This is a genomic window from Streptomyces sp. (assembly GCF_035644915.1).
Taxonomy (GTDB): domain Bacteria; phylum Actinomycetota; class Actinomycetes; order Streptomycetales; family Streptomycetaceae; genus Streptomyces.
In genome coordinates, this window is the sequence record NZ_DASQNP010000175.1 from 1 (window position 1) to 19,068 (window position 19,068).

Consider the following 19,068-nt stretch of genomic DNA (forward strand, 5'->3'; position numbering starts at 1 on the left):
GCCGTCGCTGGTGTGGTGGTCGGCCAGGGTGCGGCACAGCTCGTCCGGCGGCAGGCCGGCGTGGGCGGCGGCGGTCCGGGCGAGTTCGTCCATGCTCCCGTCGATGGGGTGGTCGGGGTGTTCGACCAGCCCGTCGGTGAAGAGGACCACCGTGGCGCCGTCGGGCAGGGGACGGACGTGGTCGGGGCGGGGCTGCCCGGGATCGACGCCGAGCGGCAGGCCCGGCTCGGCGTACAGGTACTCCGTCCGGCCCCCGGGAGCGATCACCAGGGGCGGCAGGTGGCCCGCGGTGCTCCAGCGCAGCCTCCAGCCGCCGTCGCCGGGCTCGATGCGGGCCAGGCAGGCGGTGGCCACGGGGCTGTCGGTGATCGCCTGGAGGGTGCGGTCGAGCTGGGTGAGGACCAGGCTGGGCGGGGTGCGGCGGTCGTAGAGCAGCGCGCGGAGCATGTTGCGGGTCTGGGCCATGTTGGCCGCGGCCCTCAGGTCGTGGCCGACGATGTCGCCGATGACGGCCGCGCAGGAGCCGTCGGGCAGCAGGATGGCGTCGTACCAGTCGCCGCCGAGCTGTTCGGGGGACGCCGCGGGCCGGTAGACGGCGGCGCCGGTGAAGGGGTGCAGGTCGGGGAGCCTGGGCAGCAGCAGGCGCTGGAAGTTCTCGGCGCTGGAGCGGACCCGCTCGAACAGCCGGGCGTTCTCGATGGCCACGCCCGCGGCGCTCGCCAGTGCGACGACGATGTCCTCGTCCTGGGCGTCGAAGGGCCGGCCGTCGCGCTTGTCGGACAGGTACAGGTCGCCGTAGACCTCGCCCCGCGCGCTGATCGCGACGCCGAGCAGGGTGCGCATCGGCGGGTGGCCGGGCGGGAAACCCACGGATTTCGGATGGGCGGAGATCCGCTCGACCCGGAGGGGTTCGGGGTGGTGGATCAGGTACCCGAGCAGGCCGTGCCCGCGTGGCAGCTCGATGCCCTCCAGGGCGGCCTCCTCCTCCCGGCTGAGCCCCACGGGGATGAACCGCGCCAGCTTCTCGCCGTCCTCGTCCAGCACGCCGAGCGCTCCGTAGCGGGCGTCCACCAGCTCCATCGCGGCGGTGACGATGCGGCGCAGCACCACGGGCAGCTCCAGCTCCCGGCTGATGGACATGACGGCTTCCAGCAGGCCCTGCAGCCGGTGCTGGGCGCGCACCACCGCCTGGAGCCGCTCGTCGCTCCGCTCCGGCCCGGCGTCCGGACGGGAGCCGAGGCACGTGCCGGAAAGGCGCCCCTCGTGTCGTCGTGATCCCTCGCTCCGCCCCATGGGACCTCCTCGTCCCCGTCGGCCGGGCGCGCGGCCCGGTGTGGTCCACCGGAGGGTTGGAGGACTGGTTCCTCGCTTGGGTGAGGGTATGCGCCTTTTGTTCGAGGAGTGGCGGCCAGGGCCCGCCGGCCGACCGTGCCGGGCGCAACGGGGGACTGCCGGTCCGTGGATGGGAGCGGCCTTGTTCCGCCACCGGCGGGACGCGAGTGTGGGAGACGCGGCGGACGAGCCGATCCGAGCGCACGACCGGTGCGCGACGGCCGCCCTGCCGCACCGGGAGCCATGACATGACGGCACAGCACAAGATCGCGATCGTCACGGGCGCCAGCCGGGGCCTGGGGCGGAGCACGGCGCTCACCCTGGCGAGGGACGGCGTCGACCTGATCATCACCTACCGGGCGAACGCCGCCGAGGCCGCCGAGGTGGTCGACGCCGCGGCCGCGGCGGGCCGCAAAGCCGTCGCCCTGCAACTCGACACCGGCGACGTCGAGCGGTTCGGCCGGTTCGCGGACGACATCCGTACCGCGCTGAAGGAGAACTGGGACCGGGACGACTTCGACTTCCTGGTCAACAACGCCGGCATCGGCGTCTTCGGCCCCTCCGCGGACGTCACCACCGAGGACTTCGACGCGATGATGAACGTCAACGTCCGCGGGGTCTTCTTCCTGACCCAGCGGCTCCTGCCGCTGCTGGCCGACGGCGGCCGGATCGTCAACCTCTCCTCCGGCCTGACCCGCTTCACCAGCGAGGGAACAGCGGTGTACGCGGCGACGAAGAGCGCGGTCGAGGCGCTCACCCGGAGCCTGGCCAGGGAACTCGGCCCGCGCGGCATCACGGTCAACGCCGTGGCCCCGGGACCGGTCGCCACCGATTTCAACGGCGGCGCGATGCGGGACAATGAACAGATGCGCGACACGCTGGGCCGCCAGACCGCGCTCGGCCGTGTCGGCGAGCCCGACGACATCGGCGGTGCGATCGCGGCGCTGCTCGGCGAGGGCACGGGCTGGATCACCGCGCAGCGCATCGAGGTGTCCGGCGGAATACTGCTCTGATCCGCCTCCGGGCACCGCAGGGCGCCGCCGCGCGGCGGCGCGGGCGCGATGAGGACAGAAGGTGAACCCCGTGGACCGTGAGCAACTGGCCGACTTCCTGAGGAAGCGGCGCGCGGGCCTCCAGCCGGAGGACGTGGGGCTCCCGCGGGGTCCCCGGCGCCGCACCGGCGGCCTGCGCCGCGAGGAGGTCGCCGCGCTGTGCGGGATGTCGGTCGACTACTACAGCCGCCTCGAACAGCGGCGCGGCACCCGCCCCTCCGAGCAGATGCTGGCCGCGATCGCCCGCGGCCTGCACCTGTCCCTGGACGAACGCGATCACCTGTTCCGGCTGGCCGGCCACACCGCGCCGCAGCGGTCGCTGCGCAGCGACCACGTCGACGTCGGCCTCATGCGCGTGCTCGACCGGCTCGACGACACGCCGGCGCAGGTGCTGACCGGCGGGCTCGCGGAGACGCTGGTGCAGACGCGCCTGGCGAGGGCGCTCTTCGGCGACGAGACCGGCCACACCGGCCTTGACCGGAGCTTCGCCTACCGCTGGTTCACCCGGGCGGACGCCCGGAGCGTCTACCCCGAGGACGACCACGAGATGCTCGGCCGTGTCTTCGTCTCGCAGCTCCGCGCGGCCTACGCCAAGGACGGTCCCCGGTCGCGGGCCGCGGAGGTCGTCGACGCGCTGCTCGGCTCCAGCCGCGAGTTCCGGAAACTGTGGGACCTGCACGAGATCGGCCTGCTGCCCCGGGGACCGAAACGCGTCCTGCACCCCGAGGTCGGCCTGCTGGAGCTGCACTGCCAGGTGCTCCACGACCTCGACCAGGGCCAGGTCCTCCTCGTCTACACCGCCGTCCCGGGCAGCGAGAGCTACGAGAAGCTGCGGCTGCTGTCCGTGCTCGGCGACCAGGCCCTCACGCGCTGACGCCCGCCGCCCCGGTCCCGAGGCGTGGCCCGGTGCGGGCGGCGGCCCGCAGCCGCTGGACGCGGGCGCGTACGTCGGCGGCGGAGAGGCCCCCGGCCCGGGGTGACGGCTCGGCGCGGCAGCCGCGGCACAGACCGCCGGGCAGCGCCTCGGGCCGGCCGGGCCGCCCGCACCCGGTGCACTCCAGCACGCGGCGGGCACCCGTCCCCGGAACGCGCGGCGGCTCGGACGGCCCGGACGGCTCGGGCGGCAGCTTGTCGGTCAGCCGTCGCCGGGCCAGCGCACCCGGGCAGTGGACAGTCTCCGGCAGCCCGGCCGTCAGCGCGTGGACGAGCTGCTGCCGGGTGGCGCCGCGCGCCAGCCACACGGCGGCCCGCCCCTCCAGCTCGGCGCACTCGACGGCCGAGAGCGTCATGCGCGGATCGGTGCGGCCGAGGGCGGCCAGCGTCTCGTACGCCTCGGAACGCCGGGGCCGGGCGGGTGCGGGCTCCTCGGGTGCGGGTTCCGGCCCGGTCTCCGCCGCGGGCGGGACGCCGTCCGCGAGGAAGGCCGCCCACCAGGCGTCGCTGCGAGGGGTGCGCGAGAAGTACGTCCGGTACACCCACTGCGTACGGCCCTCGCCCACGGTCTCCCTGACCCGCCGCAGGTGACCGGCCTCCGACAGCGCGTTCAGCGCCGACCGCACGGCCTGCTGGCCGTAGCCGTGCAGCTCGCGGGCGAGCGTCTTGACGTCGATGGCCGCGCCGTCCGGCAGCCGGTCGAGGTACGCCGCGATGGACGCCTCACGGGGCGGGAGGTGGTCGAAGTCGCCCCGTCGGCGCGGGAGTTGTCCGGGGGCGGAACGCTTTCCGTAGCCGGGAGCGGCCATGGGAGGGGCGTACGGGCGCGCGGCGGCGCTAGGGTTGGCAGCAGCCATGGGATCGGTCCGTTCGATCTCGGTGGTCAGACCCTCGTCCGGTGTTGCCGCACCGACGGGGGTCGTTTTCGTCCGTCGCTCCGCACGCTACACCGCGAACGCGCTGCGTGGCGACCTGATCGCGAAGAGTGGAAAACCGCAGGATGGGAGGGTGGGTTCTGCGAACCCACCCATTCCTTGGAGAAGGCGCTCGGGTCTCGGCCCCCGAAGGCCGAGCCCCGAGCGCCGGGCGTCACGAACGGGCGGCGTACGCCACGAACTCCGCCCACGCGCCGGGCGACACCGCGAGCTGCGGCCCGTCGGCGACCTTGGAGTCACGGACGTGCACGGTGCCGGGGCAGGCGGCGACCTCGACGCACTCGCCGCCTCCCGAGTCGCTGTGGCTGGACTTGCCCCAGGCGGCGGCGACCTCCACGCACGCACCGCCTTCCGAATCGCTGTGGCTGGACTTGCGCCAGTCGACGGCGACCTCCACGCACGCGCCGCCCCCTGTGTCGCTGTAGCTGGACTTGAACCAGGTCAGACCGTTGCTCATAGCTCTTCCGCCATCTCCTTGATGAACTGCGCCGACTCCTCAGCGCTGAGGGCTTGCATGCGGATCACGCCATGGCGCTGAGTGAAGACACTGACCTTCTCCGGGGCTGAGTACAGTGCACCTGTCTCCTGCCCCTCCGCATAGGCGTAGTACTCATGCTCGTCGGTCTCCAACAGCACCATGGGACCGTTGAGCCCTGTATGCGCTCCTCGGTCCGCGGGCAGGATCTGGACCGACACATTGCGCAACGCGCCCGCTTGCAACAAATGGCGCATCTGCTCCCTCATCACCTCTGAGCCGCCGGCCGAGGTGCGTAGGGCTGCCTCATAGATCACGAAGCTAAACATGACGGTCGGCTTTTTGACCAGGGTTTCCTGACGCGCCAACCGGGCCAACACCCGCTCTTCGATCGTCTCGTCGTCGAGAGGTGGGCAGTGGCTGTTGAGTAGTGCCCGGGCATAACCCTCGGTCTGGAGGAGTCCGGGAACGAGCAGGGTTTCGTACCAGTGCAGGGTGATGGCCCTGGACTCGACTTCCATGAACTCCTGCGCGTACGACTGGAACTTCTCCGGCCTCAGATATTCCTGAGCCGCCACCAGCAACCCCCGCGCGCCGCACATCTCGTCCGCGACCTCCAGCAGCCTGAGCGTCGGCTTCCGGCGTCCCTGCTCCATGGACTTGACGGACTCGTACTCGTAGCCCGCCTCCCTGCCCAGCTCCTCGCGGCTCACCCCCGCCCGCGTGCGCCAGAGCTTGATCTGGTTGCCGCAGTACCGCCAGGTCGCCGGTGCCTGCTGGGCGTTGCCGTCGGTCATCGTGCCCCGCCTCCCCCTGGTGCGCGAGAGGGTACGGAACGCTCCGTACCCGCGTGGTTACTCCCGAGGCTAGGCGGCACACGGCACCGTTTGACCCACAGATGTGGAAAACGACCCTTACGAGGACCCGATGACCCCACACCCCTGTCCCGGACCGCCCCTGCCCCTCCCCGGACGGAACCTCCCCAAGGAGGCGCGGTGGCGGCTGCCGCGCCATCCGCGCAGCGTGGGGCGGTCGCGGGCGCTGCTGCGGGAGGAGGTGCGGGCGTGGAAGGTACCGGAGGTGGTGGCGGAGACGGCCGTCCTGCTCCTCAGCGAGCTGGTGACCAACGCCTGCCGCCACGCCCGCGTCCCGCCCGGCCGCGAGATCGGTCTGCGCTGCGTCCTGGGCGACAGGGGGCTGCGCGTGGAGGTCTCCGACGCGGACGACGTCCTGCCGCGCCCGCGCGAGGCCACGCCCGACGACGAGTCGGGCCGCGGCCTGGCCCTGGTCGCCGCCCTCGCCGACGCCTGGGGCGCGTATCCGCGCCGCTGCGGCATCGGCAAGACGGTCTGGTTCGAGCTCCGGTCGCCCGGCGGTGGTACGGAGGCGGACGGCGCGTAGTGCCGCACCACCTTGTGGACGCCGTCCCTCATGACTGCCGGACGGGGCGTTGGCGGACGTGGCCGGGGCTTGTCGGGAAGGGGTGCTTTTGTTTTCCCGTACTCGCATCTGCCGAATCCTCACCGGAGTCGGGATCGCCGGCACCGTAGCTCTCGGAATCGTCGTCACCGGGGCTGCCCCGGCGCAGGCGGCGACGAACTGGGAGGTATTCCGGACGCATTTCTCCACCGAGGGACATGACATACCGCTGCGCTACGGCAGCCGTGACAACACCGATGGCAAACCTGTCGGATTCGGTGTCCACTGCATCGACGGCCGGAACCACCGCAGAACCATCTCCTGGAAGAATTTCGGCATCGATATTCAGGAAACTCCCGACAACGCCACCTGTAAGGACGGGTCGGGGCGGAAGCGGGAGTTCATCTCCAGAACCAAGGTCAACGCGACGTACGGCAAGATGGAGGTCGTCTACACCCATGCCGGCGGTCACACGCCTGACGGTCGTGCGGGCGGTGTCATCACTGAACCTTTCCCATCATCGGTCTGAGCCGGCCACATGCAGGGTCAGGACGGCTTGGACGAGGCTCGTGATGCGGGTGGTCGAGCACCGCAGCTTGCGGAGGGGCCGCCAGGACGTGAGGGCGGCGACGGCCTGCTCGACCAAGATCCGGATCTTTGCCTGAGACCGGTTGACGGCCTCCTGACCTTTCGAAGGCGTCTCCTAGCGTCCCCGGTACGGGACACGGACCGTGCCCCCGGAGCCTCGGTATCCCTTGTCGGCCCAGCACGTGATGCCGGCGTCCGTGAGCGTGCGGATGGTGCCGTGTTCGCGGGCGGCCCGGATGTCGTGGGCGGCGCCGGGCAGAGCCGGTGAGGCCCACAGCAGCCGACCGGAGGGATCGGCCAGGACCTGCACGTTCATCCCGTGCTTCTTGTGCTTGCCGGAGTAGTAGGGCCGGTCCGCGGCGATCTCCCCCAGCCTTCGGCCGGGAGGAGCCCCCGGTCGGTGGGCAGCAGGGTGCCGTCCAGCAGCACGAATGCCTTCGTCGATGCCGCCCGGGCCGCGTCCGCGAGGGTGGGGGCGAGGGCGGCCAGGAACTCGACGGCCTCGGTGATGTACCGGTAGGCGGTCGTGGTTCCGATGCCGAACCCGGCTGCGAGCTGGGCGTTGGGGGTGCCCCGGCCGGAGGCTGGGGGAGGGTGGCCGTTGCGGAGGTGGGCGAGAGTGAGCAGGGCCTGCCGACCGGGGCTCAGGCGCCCGTCATCGGGTGCCGGGCTCCGGCGTTGCTGGCGGAGCTTGGTGGACAGGAAGCGCAGGGCAGAACTGGACACGTCGACGCCGGAAGGGCAGACATGCACACGAAGCCTCTGGTGGAGACGGATTTCTTGGTCGAAAACCCATCTACCAGGGGCTTCACTTGTCTGTCAGACCAACTGACATGCTCGGCCGCCAGATTGGAAAGGGCTCACTGCCAAAAATGCACGAGCTCGTTAGACTACTCGGATGGCGGCAGGGATTCGGGGGTTGCCCCGAGGGTTAGCGGTGATCGCCGTGCTGGTTGCTGTCGTTTCGGCGGCAGCGGTGCTGAACGCCCAGTTCCACGACCGGGACGATTCTTCGGCCGGGTACGTGCTTGCGGGTGCCTTTCTGGTGTGGTGGCTCTTGTCGAGCCCCGGAACGTTCTGGCTGCACGGCCGGAGCGGCAGGCGGGCGCCACGAAGACGACGGGGCCTCGTCCTGCAGCTCGTGGGACTGGCAGGACAGGGTGCGCTTGTCTCGTACATGATCGTTCACTACGCCACAGACCGGCTCTCCGACGCCCGTATCGACTTGGCTCTGGCCGCGCTTGCCGCGGTGCAGGGTGTGTTCGGGCTGCTTCAGACTCTTGGGCAACGGCTAGATGGCGTTGGGACCGCCATCCCGGTGACTCGGAGCAGAGTCACCGAGACAGCGTTCGGCTGGGCCGTCTGGGTAGTGTTCACGGCCTGTGTGCGATTTCTCGGCGAGTGGTCTGCGTTTGCGCTCTGGTGGGTGCCTGAGCGTGTCTTGGAGCAGCTGCCGACATGGGTTCCGCGCTGGCTTGCCCTTGGCGGGACCGGGCTGCTCTGGTTGGTCGTCGTCGGCTTTGCCACGGGAGTATTGCAGTATCGGACGGCCCAGCTACAGCGGACAACCGTGGTCGATCAGCACGGTCCTTACATGTCCGAAAGTTCGCATGATGTCGAGGTCAACCCGCCTTTGAGTACGGGTCTCGATCCCGTTCTGAACTTGACGGCGCAGAGGGTTCTCAGCGCCGACGGCGCGCTCCATGGAACCCGGACGGGATCCTCTGGGCTTTGGATCGGCAGCTATTCGGGCAATTTCCGCATCGTGGTCAGACTTTTTCAAATACAGCTTCCGCCGCAACATGTTCCTTTCTGGCTGCATTTCCTGCGCTAAAGGCCGGCCCGCAATGAGCTCTTTCCAACCTGACTGGCGCGGGCTGCTGGGCGCCGCCTGGAGGGGCCGGCACCCGGTCTCGCGAGCAGGGGCCGCTGCTCAGGAGCCTGGCCAGACTGCGGGTGCGGTTTGGTCCCAGGCTTCTGACCAGCCCAAACGGCAGGTTGGAAAGGGCTCACTGTCTACCGCCGCGGAACCGACGGCTGTATCGCCGTCAGGGAACCAGCCGAGGAGAGCCCGCAGGATTGCCGAATGCCACTGACTGAGCAGTACACCGAATACCTGGACATCTTCCAGGATGTCGCCCGTGCGCAAGTACAGGCAACGCTGCGTGGCGGCGAACTGGGAGTGCTGAAGAACTTCGGAATCCGCGAGGACAGCAGTGGTGTCTGGGCCGAGGTGGTCATCGAAGTGCGCGGGGTGGAGAAGCTGTACCGGCGCAGGGGTCTGGTCATCGACGCCGCGAATCATCCTCCGGAGGACCCGGCTGATTTCGCTGCGACGTTGTTCTCCACGAACGTTGTTCAGGAGGAGCTGGAAATCCCGTGTCTGAGACAGCGCTGGATTCAAGGCGGGTAGCCCCGGCCCTGGGCGCTCGGTAACGGAATCCATGCCCTCGCCGTACGCGGCGAGAGTTCTCCCATCGCCCGGCCCCGGAAGACACCGTCCCTTTCTGGCGAGTCGGCGGTGGCAGATGGGAGTGCGGGCGAGGGTTGTGAGGGCGGGGAAGTGCTCGGCTGTGCGTGCGTGGCGGCGGTGCGGGCGGCGGCAGCCGGACAGCCTGGTCGCCGTGGAGCTTGCCGGGCGTCGGCGCTCGGTCCACACCCGGGCCCGGCTCCACCGAGTGAAACGCCGTTGGGCCGTGGACCGGGCCGGGCCGGGGACCGGCGGCGGCTTCCGCCGCGTGCACGCCCGAGGCCGCCCCGAGGATGATCGCCGCCCGGCGCTCGACCGGACTCGCCACGCTCCGCACGACGACGCAGGGCCGCCGTGAGAAACGGCGCCTTATCCCTTTGTGCTCCGCCGCGCGAGGCGTTACGGTCGTGGGGTCCTGTTGTCTCCGATAGAGGTGGACATTGCGCATCTGAGGTCCGCGACCACCGCGCGGTACGGCACCGGCCGTACGTCCGTCACGTCACCCGTGACCTGCGCGAGCGCGACCTCGGTGCATGAGCCGTCCCCACCCTCCAGGACTGCCGCACCCATCCTCGCCGGCTCTTCCCGGCCCGGCCGTCGCGCGGTGCTCGCTCGCATACGAAGCCCCCGTCCGCCACGCATGCGACTGCGAGGATCCTCATGGCCCATCCCAACGCGCCCAGCGCCTCCGTGACCTGCTCCGCCCTGTCCTTCCAATGGCCGGACGGCACGACCGTCTTCGACGAGCTCTCGCTCACCATCGGCCGGGGCCGCACCGGCCTCGTCGGCACCAACGGCGCGGGCAAATCCACCCTGCTGCGGCTGCTGGCCGGGCAGCTCAGCCCCTCCCGGGGGTCGGTGACCGTCGGCGGCAGCCTCGCCTACCTCCCGCAGAACATCACCCTCGACACGACGCTCCGCGTCGACCAGGCCCTGGGCATCGCCGAGCGGCGCGCCGCGCTGCGCGCCATCGAGGCCGGGGACGTGAGCGTGGAGCACTTCGAGACCGTCGGCGACGACTGGGACGTCGAGGAGCGGGCCCTGGCCACGCTGGGCTCGCTCGGGCTCGGCGACATCGAACTGGACCGCACCGTGGGCCAGTTGTCCGGCGGGGAGACCGTGCTGCTGCGCCTGGCCGCACTGCTGCTGGAGCGCCCTGACGTCCTGCTGCTGGACGAGCCGACCAACAACCTCGACCTGTTCGCGCGCCGCCGCCTGTACGAGGCCGTCGACTCCTGGCGCTCGGGCGTGCTGGTCGTGGTCAGCCACGACCGTGACCTGCTGGAGCGCGTGGACCGCATCGCCGAACTGCGGTCCGGGTCGGTGAGCTGGTACGGGGGCGGCTGGTCCGCGTACCAGGAGGCCCTGGCCGTCCAGCAGGAGGCGGCCGAGCGGATGCTGCGGGCCGCCGAGGCGGACGTGCGCCGGCAGAAGCGCGAACTGGAGGAGACCCAGATCAAGCTGGCCCGCCGCGAGCGGGCCGGCAAGAAGCTGGACGCCCAGCGGCGGGCCCCGCGCATCGTCGCCGGCGAGCGCAAGCGGGCCGGGCAGGAGTCGGCGGGCAAGCTCCGCGGCCTGCACGAGGAGCGCCTCAACGAGGCGCGCAAGCGGCGCGAGGAGGCCGCGGAGGCGGTCCGCGAGGACGCCGAGATCCGGGTGAGCCTGCCCCACACCGCCGTGCCCGCGGGCCGTACCGTCCTGAGCCTCGCCGGGCTGCGGCCCCGGTTCGGCGCGCTGCGCGAGGCCGACCTCCACGTGCACGGCCCCGAACGCATCGCGCTGGTCGGCCGGAACGGGGCGGGCAAGACCACGCTGCTGCGCACCCTCACCGGAGAGCTCGAACCGCTGTCCGGCGAGGCCAGGGTGTCCGTGCCGCTGCGGTTCCTGCCGCAGCGCCTGGACGTGCTGGACGACGGGCTGAGCGTCATGGAGAACGTGGCCCGCACGGCCCCCGGGGTCGCCGACAACCACATCCGCGCCCAGCTCGCGCGGTTCCTGTTCCGGGGGGCGCGCGCCGAGCAGCCGGCGGGCACCCTCTCGGGCGGCGAACGCTTCCGGGCCGCGCTGGCGGCGGTGATGCTCGCCGAGCCGGCGCCGCAACTGCTGATGCTGGACGAGCCGACCAACAACCTCGACCTGGCCAGCGTGCGGCAGTTGACGAGCGCGCTCGCCTCCTACCGGGGCGCGCTCCTGATCGCCAGTCACGACCTGCCCTTCCTGGAATCGGTCGGCATCACCCGCTGGCTGTTCCTCGGGGACGAACTCCGGGAGAGCACCGCAGAAGAGGTCCGCGAGCTGCTCGAAGCGCCGAAGGCCGGGGTCGGGAAGGAGGCCGGTAAGGAGGGGGCGTGAGCGACTCCGGCCGCTCCCGCACCCGCCGGGAACCGTGAGGGAGGGCCGTGCCGCACCCCGCGGACGCGCCCGTCGCGGGGCGCGGTACGGTCCGCGCCCCGCGGCGCCCGGGTGCTACCCCGCCCGCCGCGGGACGGTGAACCGCAGTTCGGGACGTTCCCAGGTGACCTTCGGCGGCGACGGGGCGACCGTCCCCACCCGCTCGGCGCCCAGGCGCCGGTAGAACTCCTCGGCCGGGGGATGGGAGACCACGCGTACGGAGGCCAGGCCGGCCCGTCCGGCCTGGCCGAGCATGTGCTCCACCAGGAGCCGGCCGATGCCCGTGCCCTGCGCGTCGTCCGCCACGAAGGCCAGGTCCAGTTCCGGCGGCTCCAGCACGAGCGCGTAGAAGCCCAGCAGCCGCCCGGCCGCGTCGACGGCCGTGAAGACCCGGTGCCGGGCGAGGTAGTCGGCGGTGACCCGGTAGCCGGAGATGATCGAGGCGTACTGCCCCCGGTAGGCGCCGGACGCCTGGACCAGTGCGGTGAGACGCTCCGCGTCCCGCGCGACGGCACGCCTGATCGTTATGGACTGCATCCGCCGGAGCATAGGAGTGAACAGGGGCTGCGGTCATTACCGATGAGGCGGTGGTCCGCGCCCGGAGCACGCCGTAAACGCGTGGACAGGGGGCGCCCGGCGTCACTAGGCTGCCGCCGTGTCCAGCCCCGAGGCCTCCAGACTCTAGCCACCGGTCGTCCGGTGGCCGCCTGAGATCGCCGCGCCCGAACTCCCCGGCCGCCTGAGGCCGCGGGAGCTGTCGGCCGCGCTCGCACCACCGCCACCGGATCGCCGTCGTACGGGTTGTTCCGGCCTCGTCCGCGCGTCACCGTCGTGACGCCGGCGAGGTCCGCCGCGCGGTGACCGCGCTCCCCGCCTCCTCGGACGGTCGTCCTCCGACGCTGTCGCGGGCGGGCGCTGCCGTGGTCCACCGCTGCTTTCCGATCCCAGACGCGGTTGCGGAGCCTCACGGAGTCTCACTGTGCCTCTTGCCCTCTACATGCTCGGACTGGCGGTCTTCGCCCAGGGGACGTCCGAGTTCATGCTCTCCGGCCTCGTGCCGGACATCGCCCCCGACCTGCACGTGTCCATTCCGGCCGCGGGGTCGCTGACCTCGGCCTTCGCGGTGGGGATGATCGTCGGCGCGCCGCTGATGGCGGTCCTGAGCCGGCGCTGGTCGCAGCGCCGCTCGCTCCTGGTCTTCCTGGTCGTCTTCCTCCTCGTCCACGTCCTCGGCGCGGTCACCACCAGCTACGAGGTGCTGCTGGCCACCCGGGTCGTCGCGGCGCTGGCCAACGCCGGGTTCCTGGCGGTGGCCCTGGTGACCGCGACCGGAATGGTCGCGCCGAACGCCAAGGGGCGCGCCACCTCCGTCCTCCTCGCCGGCACCACCCTCGCCTGCGTCGTGGGCGTCCCCGCCGGCGCGCTGCTCGGCCAACTGTGGGGATGGCGCTCGGCGTTCTGGGCGGTGGCCCTGGTGTCGGCGCCGGCCGTCGTCGCGATCGTGCGATCGGTACCGGCCGCACCGGCCGGCGCCCCCGGCCCCGCCGCCGGGACCGACAAGGGCGTGCGCGGGGAACTGCGCGCGCTGCGCGAACCGCGGCTCGCGGTGACGCTGCTGCTGGGCGCCCTCGTGAACGGCGCGACGTTCTGCACGTTCACCTACCTCGCGCCGCTGGTCACCACCGTCTCCGGGATCGGGGCCGCGTGGGTGCCCGCCGTGCTGGCGCTCTTCGGCCTGGGGGCGTTCGCCGGCATCACCGTCGGCGGCCGGATGGCCGACACGCGGCCCGTACCGCTCCTGGTGACCGGTGGGACGGCCCTGCTCACCGGCTGGGCCGTGTTCGCGGTGACGGCCGGGAGCCCGGTGGCGGCGATGGTGCTCGTCCCCGTCCAGGGGGCCCTGTCGTTCGCCGTCGGGTCCACCCTGATCGCGCGGGCGCTCTACGCGGCGACCGGAGCGCCGACCCTGGGAGGCGCGTTCGCCACGGCCGCGCTGAACGTGGGCGCCGCGGCCGGTCCCTGGATCGGCGGTGCCGCGATCGGCGCGGGGCTCGGCTACCGCTCCCCGCTGTGGGTCAGCGCGCTGCTGGTGGCCCTCGCGTTCGCCACCGCCGGTGCCACCGCCGGCGCGGCCCGGCGGGCGGCCCGGCGGCAGGTGAGCCCCTGCCCGTAGTGCCCAGGAGCCGCGTCCCGGCCCGTGCCCCCCGGGACCGCGCCGGCGGTTCCCGCCCACGGGCCGGGGCCGGTGCGCCCGCCCGGCTACCGGCCGCCGGGCGGGCGGTGGGGGGCCGGCCGGCACGAGGGCGTCTCGACCGTCGCCTCCCGCAGGACGCGGTACGCGGTGCGGATGAACGTGCCGCGCAGGGTGGGGCCGCTGTTGGTGAGGGCCGCCAGGGCGGTGCGGGCGGTGGGGGAGAAGCCGACGAAGGAGGTGAAGCCGCGCGTACCGCCGGAGTGGAACAGCAGGTCGTGGGTGCCGCCGCCGTGCGCGGGCAGCGTGCGCAGCTTCCACGCCAGGCACATGCGGTCGCCGCCGGGCTCGGTGACGCGCGGCCGGACGACGTCGTGCAGCGCGGTGCGCAGCGGGTCGCCGAGGTCGTCCGGAGGGGAGAGCAGGGCCTCCAGATAGCGTCCGAGGTCGCGGGCGCTGGAGCGCAGCGCGCCCGCGCCGGGCAGGCCAGGGATGCGCCAGGGCGGGCGGGGACGGCCACGCAGCCGGCCGGTGGCCTGCGGGAGCGAGGGGTCGCAGGTGGTGTCGGTCAGGCCCAGCGGCTCCAGCACGCGGGCGGCGAGCACGTCCGCGTAGTCGGCGCCGGCGGCCTCGGCCAGCAGGTGGCCCAGCAGCCCGACGCCGAAGTTGGAGTAGTGCACCCGGGTGCCCGGCGGGCGGCGCACCCGGGTGCGGGGGAGCGCGCGCAGCAGGTGGCCGGCGGTGAAGGCCCCGTACGGGTTGGTGTACCAGCGGGGGAGTGCCAGGCGGAGGAGGCCCGGCGGCAGCCGGGGCAGGCCCGCGGTGTGGGTGGCCAGGTGCGTCAGGGTGATCCGGTCGCCGTGCCCCCGGGGCACGGCGGAGGCGGGGAGGTGGGCGCCGATCGGGTCGTCGTGGCGGACCTCGCCCCGGGCCGCCATCTCGGCCAGCAGCAGGGCGGTGAACGTCTTGGTCACCGAGCCCAGTTCGAAGCGGGTGGCGAGGTCGGCGCCCCGGCACAGCAGCGCGGGCCCGCCCGCCCGTACCGCCACGACCGCCACCGCCGGGCCGGGCGCGGCGGCGGCGACCGTCTCCAGCAGGCCGCCGAGCGCGGAGGCCGCCGGGGTGCCCGGTCCGGAGCCCGGTCCGGCGGCGGTGGCGGTCACCGGCCACCCGCCCGGGAGAGGGCCAGCGTGCCCGCCACGGCCGTGACGACGGTGGTGTGGTGGTGGTCGCGGAACCGCTGGGCGGCGTCCCCCTCGACCGGCTCGCCGTCCCGGGGCACCAGGCCGTCCTCGTGCTGGACGGAGGCCAGTTCCTCCCACACGTCCGCGGGGAAGTGCGGCTCGTTCAGGCAGGCGTCGACGATCAGCAGTTCGGCGACGAGGTCCCACTCCCGGATCTCCCGCCACACCTCCAGCCACACCGGCAGCCACAGCCGCAGGTAGTCCTCGATGCGCGGCGGCAGGTCCCCGGGCCGGGCGCCCCAGTCGGTGATGTGGAAGACGGTGTGCGTCATGCAGTACGCCGTCATCCAGTCCAGGGCCCACGGCTCGGGGGTGCTGCCGAGCCAGGTGGCGTCGGTGAGCCGCGACCAGTCGACGTCGTCGCCGAGGCCCGTCAGGCGCGCGGCGTTGGCGACCGCCAGCCGGCGGTTGGGCATCTGCTCGGCGGCGCGCACCGAGGCCAGCGAGCGCAGGTGGTCGATCAGCGCGTCCATGCGCCGGTGCCGGTAGCCCGCGCGGACGAAGTGCGCGTACAGCTCCAGCGGGTCGGTCATCATCAGGTGCCGCAACTGCCGCTCGTAGAGCATGTCGCCGCCGCGCAGCTCCCACCAGGCGAAGTCGAGCAACTCGCGGGCCGCCTTCCGCTCGTGCTCGGTGGCCAGGCCCTCGCGCAGCACCAGGGAGGCGGCCAGGGCCGTCTCGCCCAGGGGCTTGTAGACGCTGTCCGGGTCGGCCATGTCCGCGGTGGTGCCGGGCGGCAGCGTGCCCAGTTCGCAGTGGCGGCGCAGCCAGCCGAGGGCGCCGGTGACCAGCCGGTGCGCCGACCGCGACACGGGGACGGGGGCGGGGGCCGGTGCCGGGGTGTTCGCGGGGAACGTGCTCATGCGGTCGGCCCTCCCGGCCTCGGTGACCGGTCCGGCCGGTCCGACGGGTGCGGCGGGTGCGGCGCCTCCAGCAGGAGGCGGGCGATCGCGGTGTCCAGCGCGGTGCGCGCGCCGCTGCCGCCGTGCAGTTCGACGTGCCGCAGCACGGCCGCCACGTCGAGGTCCGTACGCGCCCCGCGGTGCCGTGCGAAGGCGGCCCAGCGCGCCAGCCGGGCCGCGGTGGGGTAGTCGCGGCGCAGCATCGCGCGGGCCGTGCCCCGGGCGAGGGCGAGCGGCCGGTGGTGCGCCGCCGCCTGGACGGGGCCGTCGACGTCCGGCAGGGCGAGCGGGGAGAGTTGCGCCATGCGCAGGGACCACTCCCGCCAGGAGGCGTCCGCGGCACCGGCCTCGGTGCTCCTCGGCCCGGCCGCCGGCTCGGTCGCCGGTTCGGGTACGCCCGGGACGTCGTCGCCGCCGTGCCGGACCAGGAGCCGGACGGTCGTCCAGTCGCGCCACGCGGTCTCGGCCGTGGCGTCCGGTGCGGGCGGGAAGATCCGGAAGGACTCGGTCACCGCCTGGGCGTCGGCGGGGCCGAAGGGCGTGCCGCCGAAGAGGGCGGGAGCGAAGACGTCGGGCCCCAGCACCCGTACGGCGGCCAGGGCCGCCTTGGGGTCCGGGGCGCTCTCCACGTGGGTGGCCACCACCGCCGTGTCCCCGGCACCCCGCAGGGCACCGAGGACACGGCCGGCCAGACTCTCCACCGCCGCGGCGTACTCCGCGCGCGGCGAGCCGTCCGGATGCGGCATCAGCGGCCTACTTCTCTGATCAGGTATGTCATGTCATGCCTTATGTGTCGTCCGCTGGATTCTCCGTTGCCCATGTCCCGAAAGCGGCTACGGGATCACTTCTCCCGGGGCTCCTTCGGGGCGAGCAGGACCAGGGCGAGCAGGAGGCCGAGCGCCTCCGGCGCCCACACCGGCGCGTCGCTCACCGGGGCCTCGCGCTCCGCCATCAGGTCGGTGACCGCGAGTCGCTCGGCGGGGTCGGCCGGGGCGAGGATGCTGGCAGTCGTTGCGTGAGTGAGCATCGGAATTCCTCCTCAGGGTTGATGCTCGGTGCGGTGCACCGCTCGGCGAGCGGCTTCGCGTTTGACACTACGGACGCCCTTTCTGGCCCGCATGCGGTCGTTTTGTCACGGTTGCTAAATCCGTATTCCTGTGTATCGCCCGGGAAAGGACCGTTTGACGTGGCACGACGGTCTCCCGGCGGCCGGCCGTACCCGGCCCGGCACCCGGGAGGTCCCCTCCCGAAATCACCCGTGCGGAGCAGCGGTGTGGGGCTCGTCCGGCGCGCTTCCGGTGACCGGTGCGCCGGGGCCCTTCGGCGGTCCGCCGCGTCCCCTCGGCCGTTCGGGTCGTCCGCCGCCTTCCGTCCCGGCGCGCGTTCACACGGCCGGAACCGGGATACCCGAACGGTTCACGAGGACAGGACAGCGGAGGCGAGCGGTACCACGCTGGCTGTGTAGGAGGCACGCCCGGACGGGACGCGGACGCCTGGCCGGCCGTGCGGCCGGTGCTGTGCCCGCAGTTCGCAGGAGGTGCCGGATGCCGCAGGTGCAGGTGCATGTGTCCATACCGTTGCCGGCCGGGGAGGTGTTCGACTTCCTGGCCGACGGCCGCAACCTGGCCTCCTGGCACTCCGGGGTGATGGCGGTGCGTCCGGACGGGCCGGGCGGTGACGGTCCCGCCGGCGGGCACGCGTACCGCTACCGCTTCCCCGGACGCCGGCGGGAGTGCCGGCTGACGCGGGCGGTGTACGAGCCGCCGGTGCGGGTGGGGTTCGTCGGGCAGCGGATGTGGACGCCGCTGGGGACGCAGGTGCCGCGGTTCGACTTCCGGCTGTGGCCCCGGGGCGACTCCTGCGGGGTGGAGGTGGGCGTCACCTGCGCCCTGTCCGGGGCGATGCTGCTGCTGTGGCCCGTGGTGGCGTGCGGCTGGCGGCGGGACCTGCCCGAGGACGTGGAACTGCTCCACGCGCTGCTGACCGGCGGTGAGCTGCCGGAGGGGCCGGAGGGGGCCGCCGCGGTCGCGGCGCGGCGGGCGGCCGGCGGCGGGCCCGTGGACGTCCCCGGGGGAGCCCCCGCCGGTGCCGCGCCCGCCGCACCGCCCCGGCCGCAGCCCGTACACCGCTTCCGGCTCCCCGTCCTGCACGGCTGACCACCCGTACGGCGCCCCGCCCCCACCCTTTTCGGGGGCGGGGCGCCGCCGCGTGCGGACCGGCCGCCCAGCCGGGCCGTCCGGGGCCGTTCCCGGGCGGGATAACCCGAACGGCTCACGAGCGCAGGACAGCGGCAGCGGGCGGTTCCAGCCTGGCTGTGTAGGGACGGGACGTCGGTACCAGGTCGATCGTGGGGCCGGTGCTGCGCTGGCAGGAGGTGCCGGATGCCGCAGGTGCGGGTGTACGTGTCCATACCGTTGCCGGTCGGGGAGGTGTTCGACTTCCTGGCGGACGGCCGCAATCTGGCCTCCTGGCACTCGGGGGTGATGGCGGTGCGTCCGGACGGGCCGGAGGAGGGGGACGGGTACTGGTACCGGTTTCCGGGGCGCCGGCGGGAGTGCCGGCTGACGCGGGCGGTGTACGAGCCGCCGGTGCGGGTGGGGTTCGTCGGGCAGCGGATGTGGACGCCGCTGGGGACGCAGGTGCCGCGGTTCGACTTCCGGCTGTGGCCCTGGGAGGCCGGCTGCCGGGTGGAGGTGATGGTGACCTGCGCCCTGTCCGGGGCGATGCTGCTGCTGTGGCCCGTGGTGGCGTGCGGCTGGCGGCGGGACCTGCCGGTGGACGCGCAACTGCTGTACGAGCTGCTGACCGGCTGCGGGCGGCCGGAGGAGTCGGAGGCGGGGGCCGCCGCGGTCGCGGCGCGGCAGGCGGCCGGCGGCGGATCGGCCGGCAGGGCCCCCGTGGAGGCGGTCGCGGGGACCACCGGCATCGGGCCCGACATCAGCGCCCATCCGGGCTTCTGCCCCGCCGGGGCGTGCTGGAGAGTGCCGGGGCCGTGGCCCGCGCGCCGCTTCCGGCTGCCCCGCCCCGCCCGGCTGACCTCCTCGGCGCCCCGTCTCCGGCGGGGCTGAGGGCGCGGGGCCGAGGGCGGGAGGGGCCGAGGGCACGGCGGGTTAGGGTGCGGCGGGGGACCGACACC

Annotated in this window: 19 protein-coding genes and 1 pseudogene; 10 read left to right on the top strand and 10 right to left on the bottom strand. The window is 73.1% G+C overall.

Translation table 11 applies throughout. The features are described 5' to 3' along the window. On the bottom strand, positions 1–1,293 hold a 1,293-nt coding region (locus VE546_RS19240; RefSeq protein ID WP_324923987.1), incomplete at its 3' end, for a GAF domain-containing SpoIIE family protein phosphatase. A 287-nt stretch (positions 1,294–1,580) separates the two neighbouring features. On the opposite strand from VE546_RS19240, the gene VE546_RS19245 reads away from it, so the two are divergent. Together VE546_RS19245 and VE546_RS19250 are read left to right on the top strand one after the other, a co-directional pair. Continuing rightward, positions 1,581–2,345, top strand: coding sequence for an SDR family NAD(P)-dependent oxidoreductase (locus tag VE546_RS19245; protein WP_324923989.1), 765 nt, complete (start codon positions 1,581–1,583; stop codon positions 2,343–2,345). Between the two features lie 70 nt (positions 2,346–2,415). Next, positions 2,416–3,258, top strand: coding sequence for a helix-turn-helix transcriptional regulator (locus VE546_RS19250; protein ID WP_324923991.1), 843 nt, complete (start codon positions 2,416–2,418; stop codon positions 3,256–3,258). Here the strand turns inward: VE546_RS19250 and VE546_RS19255 are convergent. The 3 genes from VE546_RS19255 to VE546_RS19265 all read right to left on the bottom strand — a co-directional run bounded on the left by VE546_RS19255 (position 3,248) and on the right by VE546_RS19265 (position 5,524). Next, complete coding sequence (locus tag VE546_RS19255; protein ID WP_324923992.1) at positions 3,248–4,126, bottom strand: hypothetical protein; 879 nt, start codon at positions 4,124–4,126, stop codon at positions 3,248–3,250. The genes VE546_RS19250 and VE546_RS19255 overlap by 11 nt on opposite strands. A gap of 280 nt (positions 4,127–4,406) precedes the next feature. Beyond that, entirely contained in the window at positions 4,407–4,709 is a 303-nt protein-coding gene (locus VE546_RS19260) for a DUF397 domain-containing protein (protein ID WP_324923994.1), read from the bottom strand. Beyond that, positions 4,706–5,524 carry a helix-turn-helix transcriptional regulator gene (locus VE546_RS19265; protein WP_324923996.1) on the bottom strand — a complete coding sequence of 273 codons (819 nt, stop codon included), beginning with the start codon at positions 5,522–5,524 and terminating at the stop codon, positions 4,706–4,708. The genes VE546_RS19260 and VE546_RS19265 overlap by 4 nt, the downstream gene beginning before the upstream one ends. Positions 5,525–5,654: 130 nt before the next feature. Here VE546_RS19265 and VE546_RS19270 point away from each other — a divergent pair, with 130 nt between their 5' ends. Both VE546_RS19270 and VE546_RS19275 read left to right on the top strand, forming a co-directional pair. Next, positions 5,655–6,128: an ATP-binding protein gene (locus tag VE546_RS19270; protein WP_324923998.1), complete on the top strand. Its 474-nt coding sequence runs from the start codon at positions 5,655–5,657 to the stop codon at positions 6,126–6,128. A 49-nt stretch (positions 6,129–6,177) separates the two neighbouring features. Beyond that, positions 6,178–6,675 (top strand): hypothetical protein, encoded by a 498-nt coding sequence (locus VE546_RS19275; RefSeq protein WP_324924000.1) that lies wholly within the window; start codon positions 6,178–6,180, stop codon positions 6,673–6,675. Here VE546_RS19275 and VE546_RS19280 read toward each other — a convergent pair. Then, a pseudogene (locus VE546_RS19280) lies at positions 6,664–7,487 on the bottom strand (transposase family protein). The gene VE546_RS19275 and the pseudogene VE546_RS19280 overlap by 12 nt on opposite strands. Positions 7,488–7,671: 184 nt before the next feature. On the opposite strand from VE546_RS19280, the gene VE546_RS19285 reads away from it, so the two are divergent. From VE546_RS19285 to VE546_RS19300, 3 genes are all read left to right on the top strand, one after another. Further along, a complete protein-coding gene (locus VE546_RS19285; RefSeq protein ID WP_324924001.1) occupies positions 7,672–8,568 on the top strand; it encodes a hypothetical protein in 897 nt (298 codons plus the stop codon). Between the two features lie 252 nt (positions 8,569–8,820). Next, a complete protein-coding gene (locus VE546_RS19290; protein WP_324924083.1) occupies positions 8,821–9,147 on the top strand; it encodes a hypothetical protein in 327 nt (108 codons plus the stop codon). Positions 9,148–9,864: 717 nt separating this feature from the next. After that, positions 9,865–11,556 carry an ABC-F family ATP-binding cassette domain-containing protein gene (locus tag VE546_RS19300; RefSeq protein WP_324924003.1) on the top strand — a complete coding sequence of 564 codons (1,692 nt, stop codon included), beginning with the start codon at positions 9,865–9,867 and terminating at the stop codon, positions 11,554–11,556. Positions 11,557–11,670: 114 nt separating this feature from the next. Here the strand turns inward: VE546_RS19300 and VE546_RS19305 are convergent, their stop codons facing one another. Then, on the bottom strand, positions 11,671–12,132 hold the full coding sequence (locus VE546_RS19305) for a GNAT family N-acetyltransferase (RefSeq protein WP_324924004.1): 462 nt from the start codon (positions 12,130–12,132) through the stop codon (positions 11,671–11,673). Positions 12,133–12,574: 442 nt separating this feature from the next. Here VE546_RS19305 and VE546_RS19310 point away from each other — a divergent pair, with 442 nt between their 5' ends. Next, positions 12,575–13,768, top strand: a complete 1,194-nt coding sequence (locus VE546_RS19310; protein ID WP_324924006.1) for a Cmx/CmrA family chloramphenicol efflux MFS transporter — start codon at positions 12,575–12,577, stop codon at positions 13,766–13,768. Positions 13,769–13,854: 86 nt separating this feature from the next. Here VE546_RS19310 and VE546_RS19315 read toward each other — a convergent pair whose 3' ends face one another. From VE546_RS19315 to VE546_RS19330, 4 genes are all read right to left on the bottom strand, one after another. After that, positions 13,855–14,949: a serine hydrolase domain-containing protein gene (locus VE546_RS19315; RefSeq protein ID WP_324924007.1), complete on the bottom strand. Its 1,095-nt coding sequence runs from the start codon at positions 14,947–14,949 to the stop codon at positions 13,855–13,857. Then, the gene (locus tag VE546_RS19320) at positions 14,946–15,893 is read right to left on the bottom strand and encodes a DUF6895 family protein (protein WP_324924009.1); all 948 of its coding nucleotides are present in this window, start codon (positions 15,891–15,893) and stop codon (positions 14,946–14,948) included. Before VE546_RS19320 ends, VE546_RS19315 begins: the two co-directional genes overlap by 4 nt. Beyond that, positions 15,890–16,678, bottom strand: coding sequence for a hypothetical protein (locus VE546_RS19325; RefSeq protein WP_324924011.1), 789 nt, complete (start codon positions 16,676–16,678; stop codon positions 15,890–15,892). The genes VE546_RS19320 and VE546_RS19325 overlap by 4 nt, the downstream gene beginning before the upstream one ends. Positions 16,679–16,773: 95 nt before the next feature. After that, positions 16,774–16,959 (bottom strand): hypothetical protein, encoded by a 186-nt coding sequence (locus VE546_RS19330; protein ID WP_324924012.1) that lies wholly within the window; start codon positions 16,957–16,959, stop codon positions 16,774–16,776. Positions 16,960–17,476: 517 nt separating this feature from the next. Here VE546_RS19330 and VE546_RS19335 point away from each other — a divergent pair. Further along, positions 17,477–18,088 (top strand): SRPBCC family protein, encoded by a 612-nt coding sequence (locus VE546_RS19335; protein ID WP_324924014.1) that lies wholly within the window; start codon positions 17,477–17,479, stop codon positions 18,086–18,088. Positions 18,089–18,313: 225 nt separating this feature from the next. Continuing rightward, on the top strand, positions 18,314–19,000 hold the full coding sequence (locus tag VE546_RS19340) for an SRPBCC family protein (RefSeq protein WP_324924016.1): 687 nt from the start codon (positions 18,314–18,316) through the stop codon (positions 18,998–19,000). The last annotated feature ends 68 nt before the right edge of the window (positions 19,001–19,068 follow it).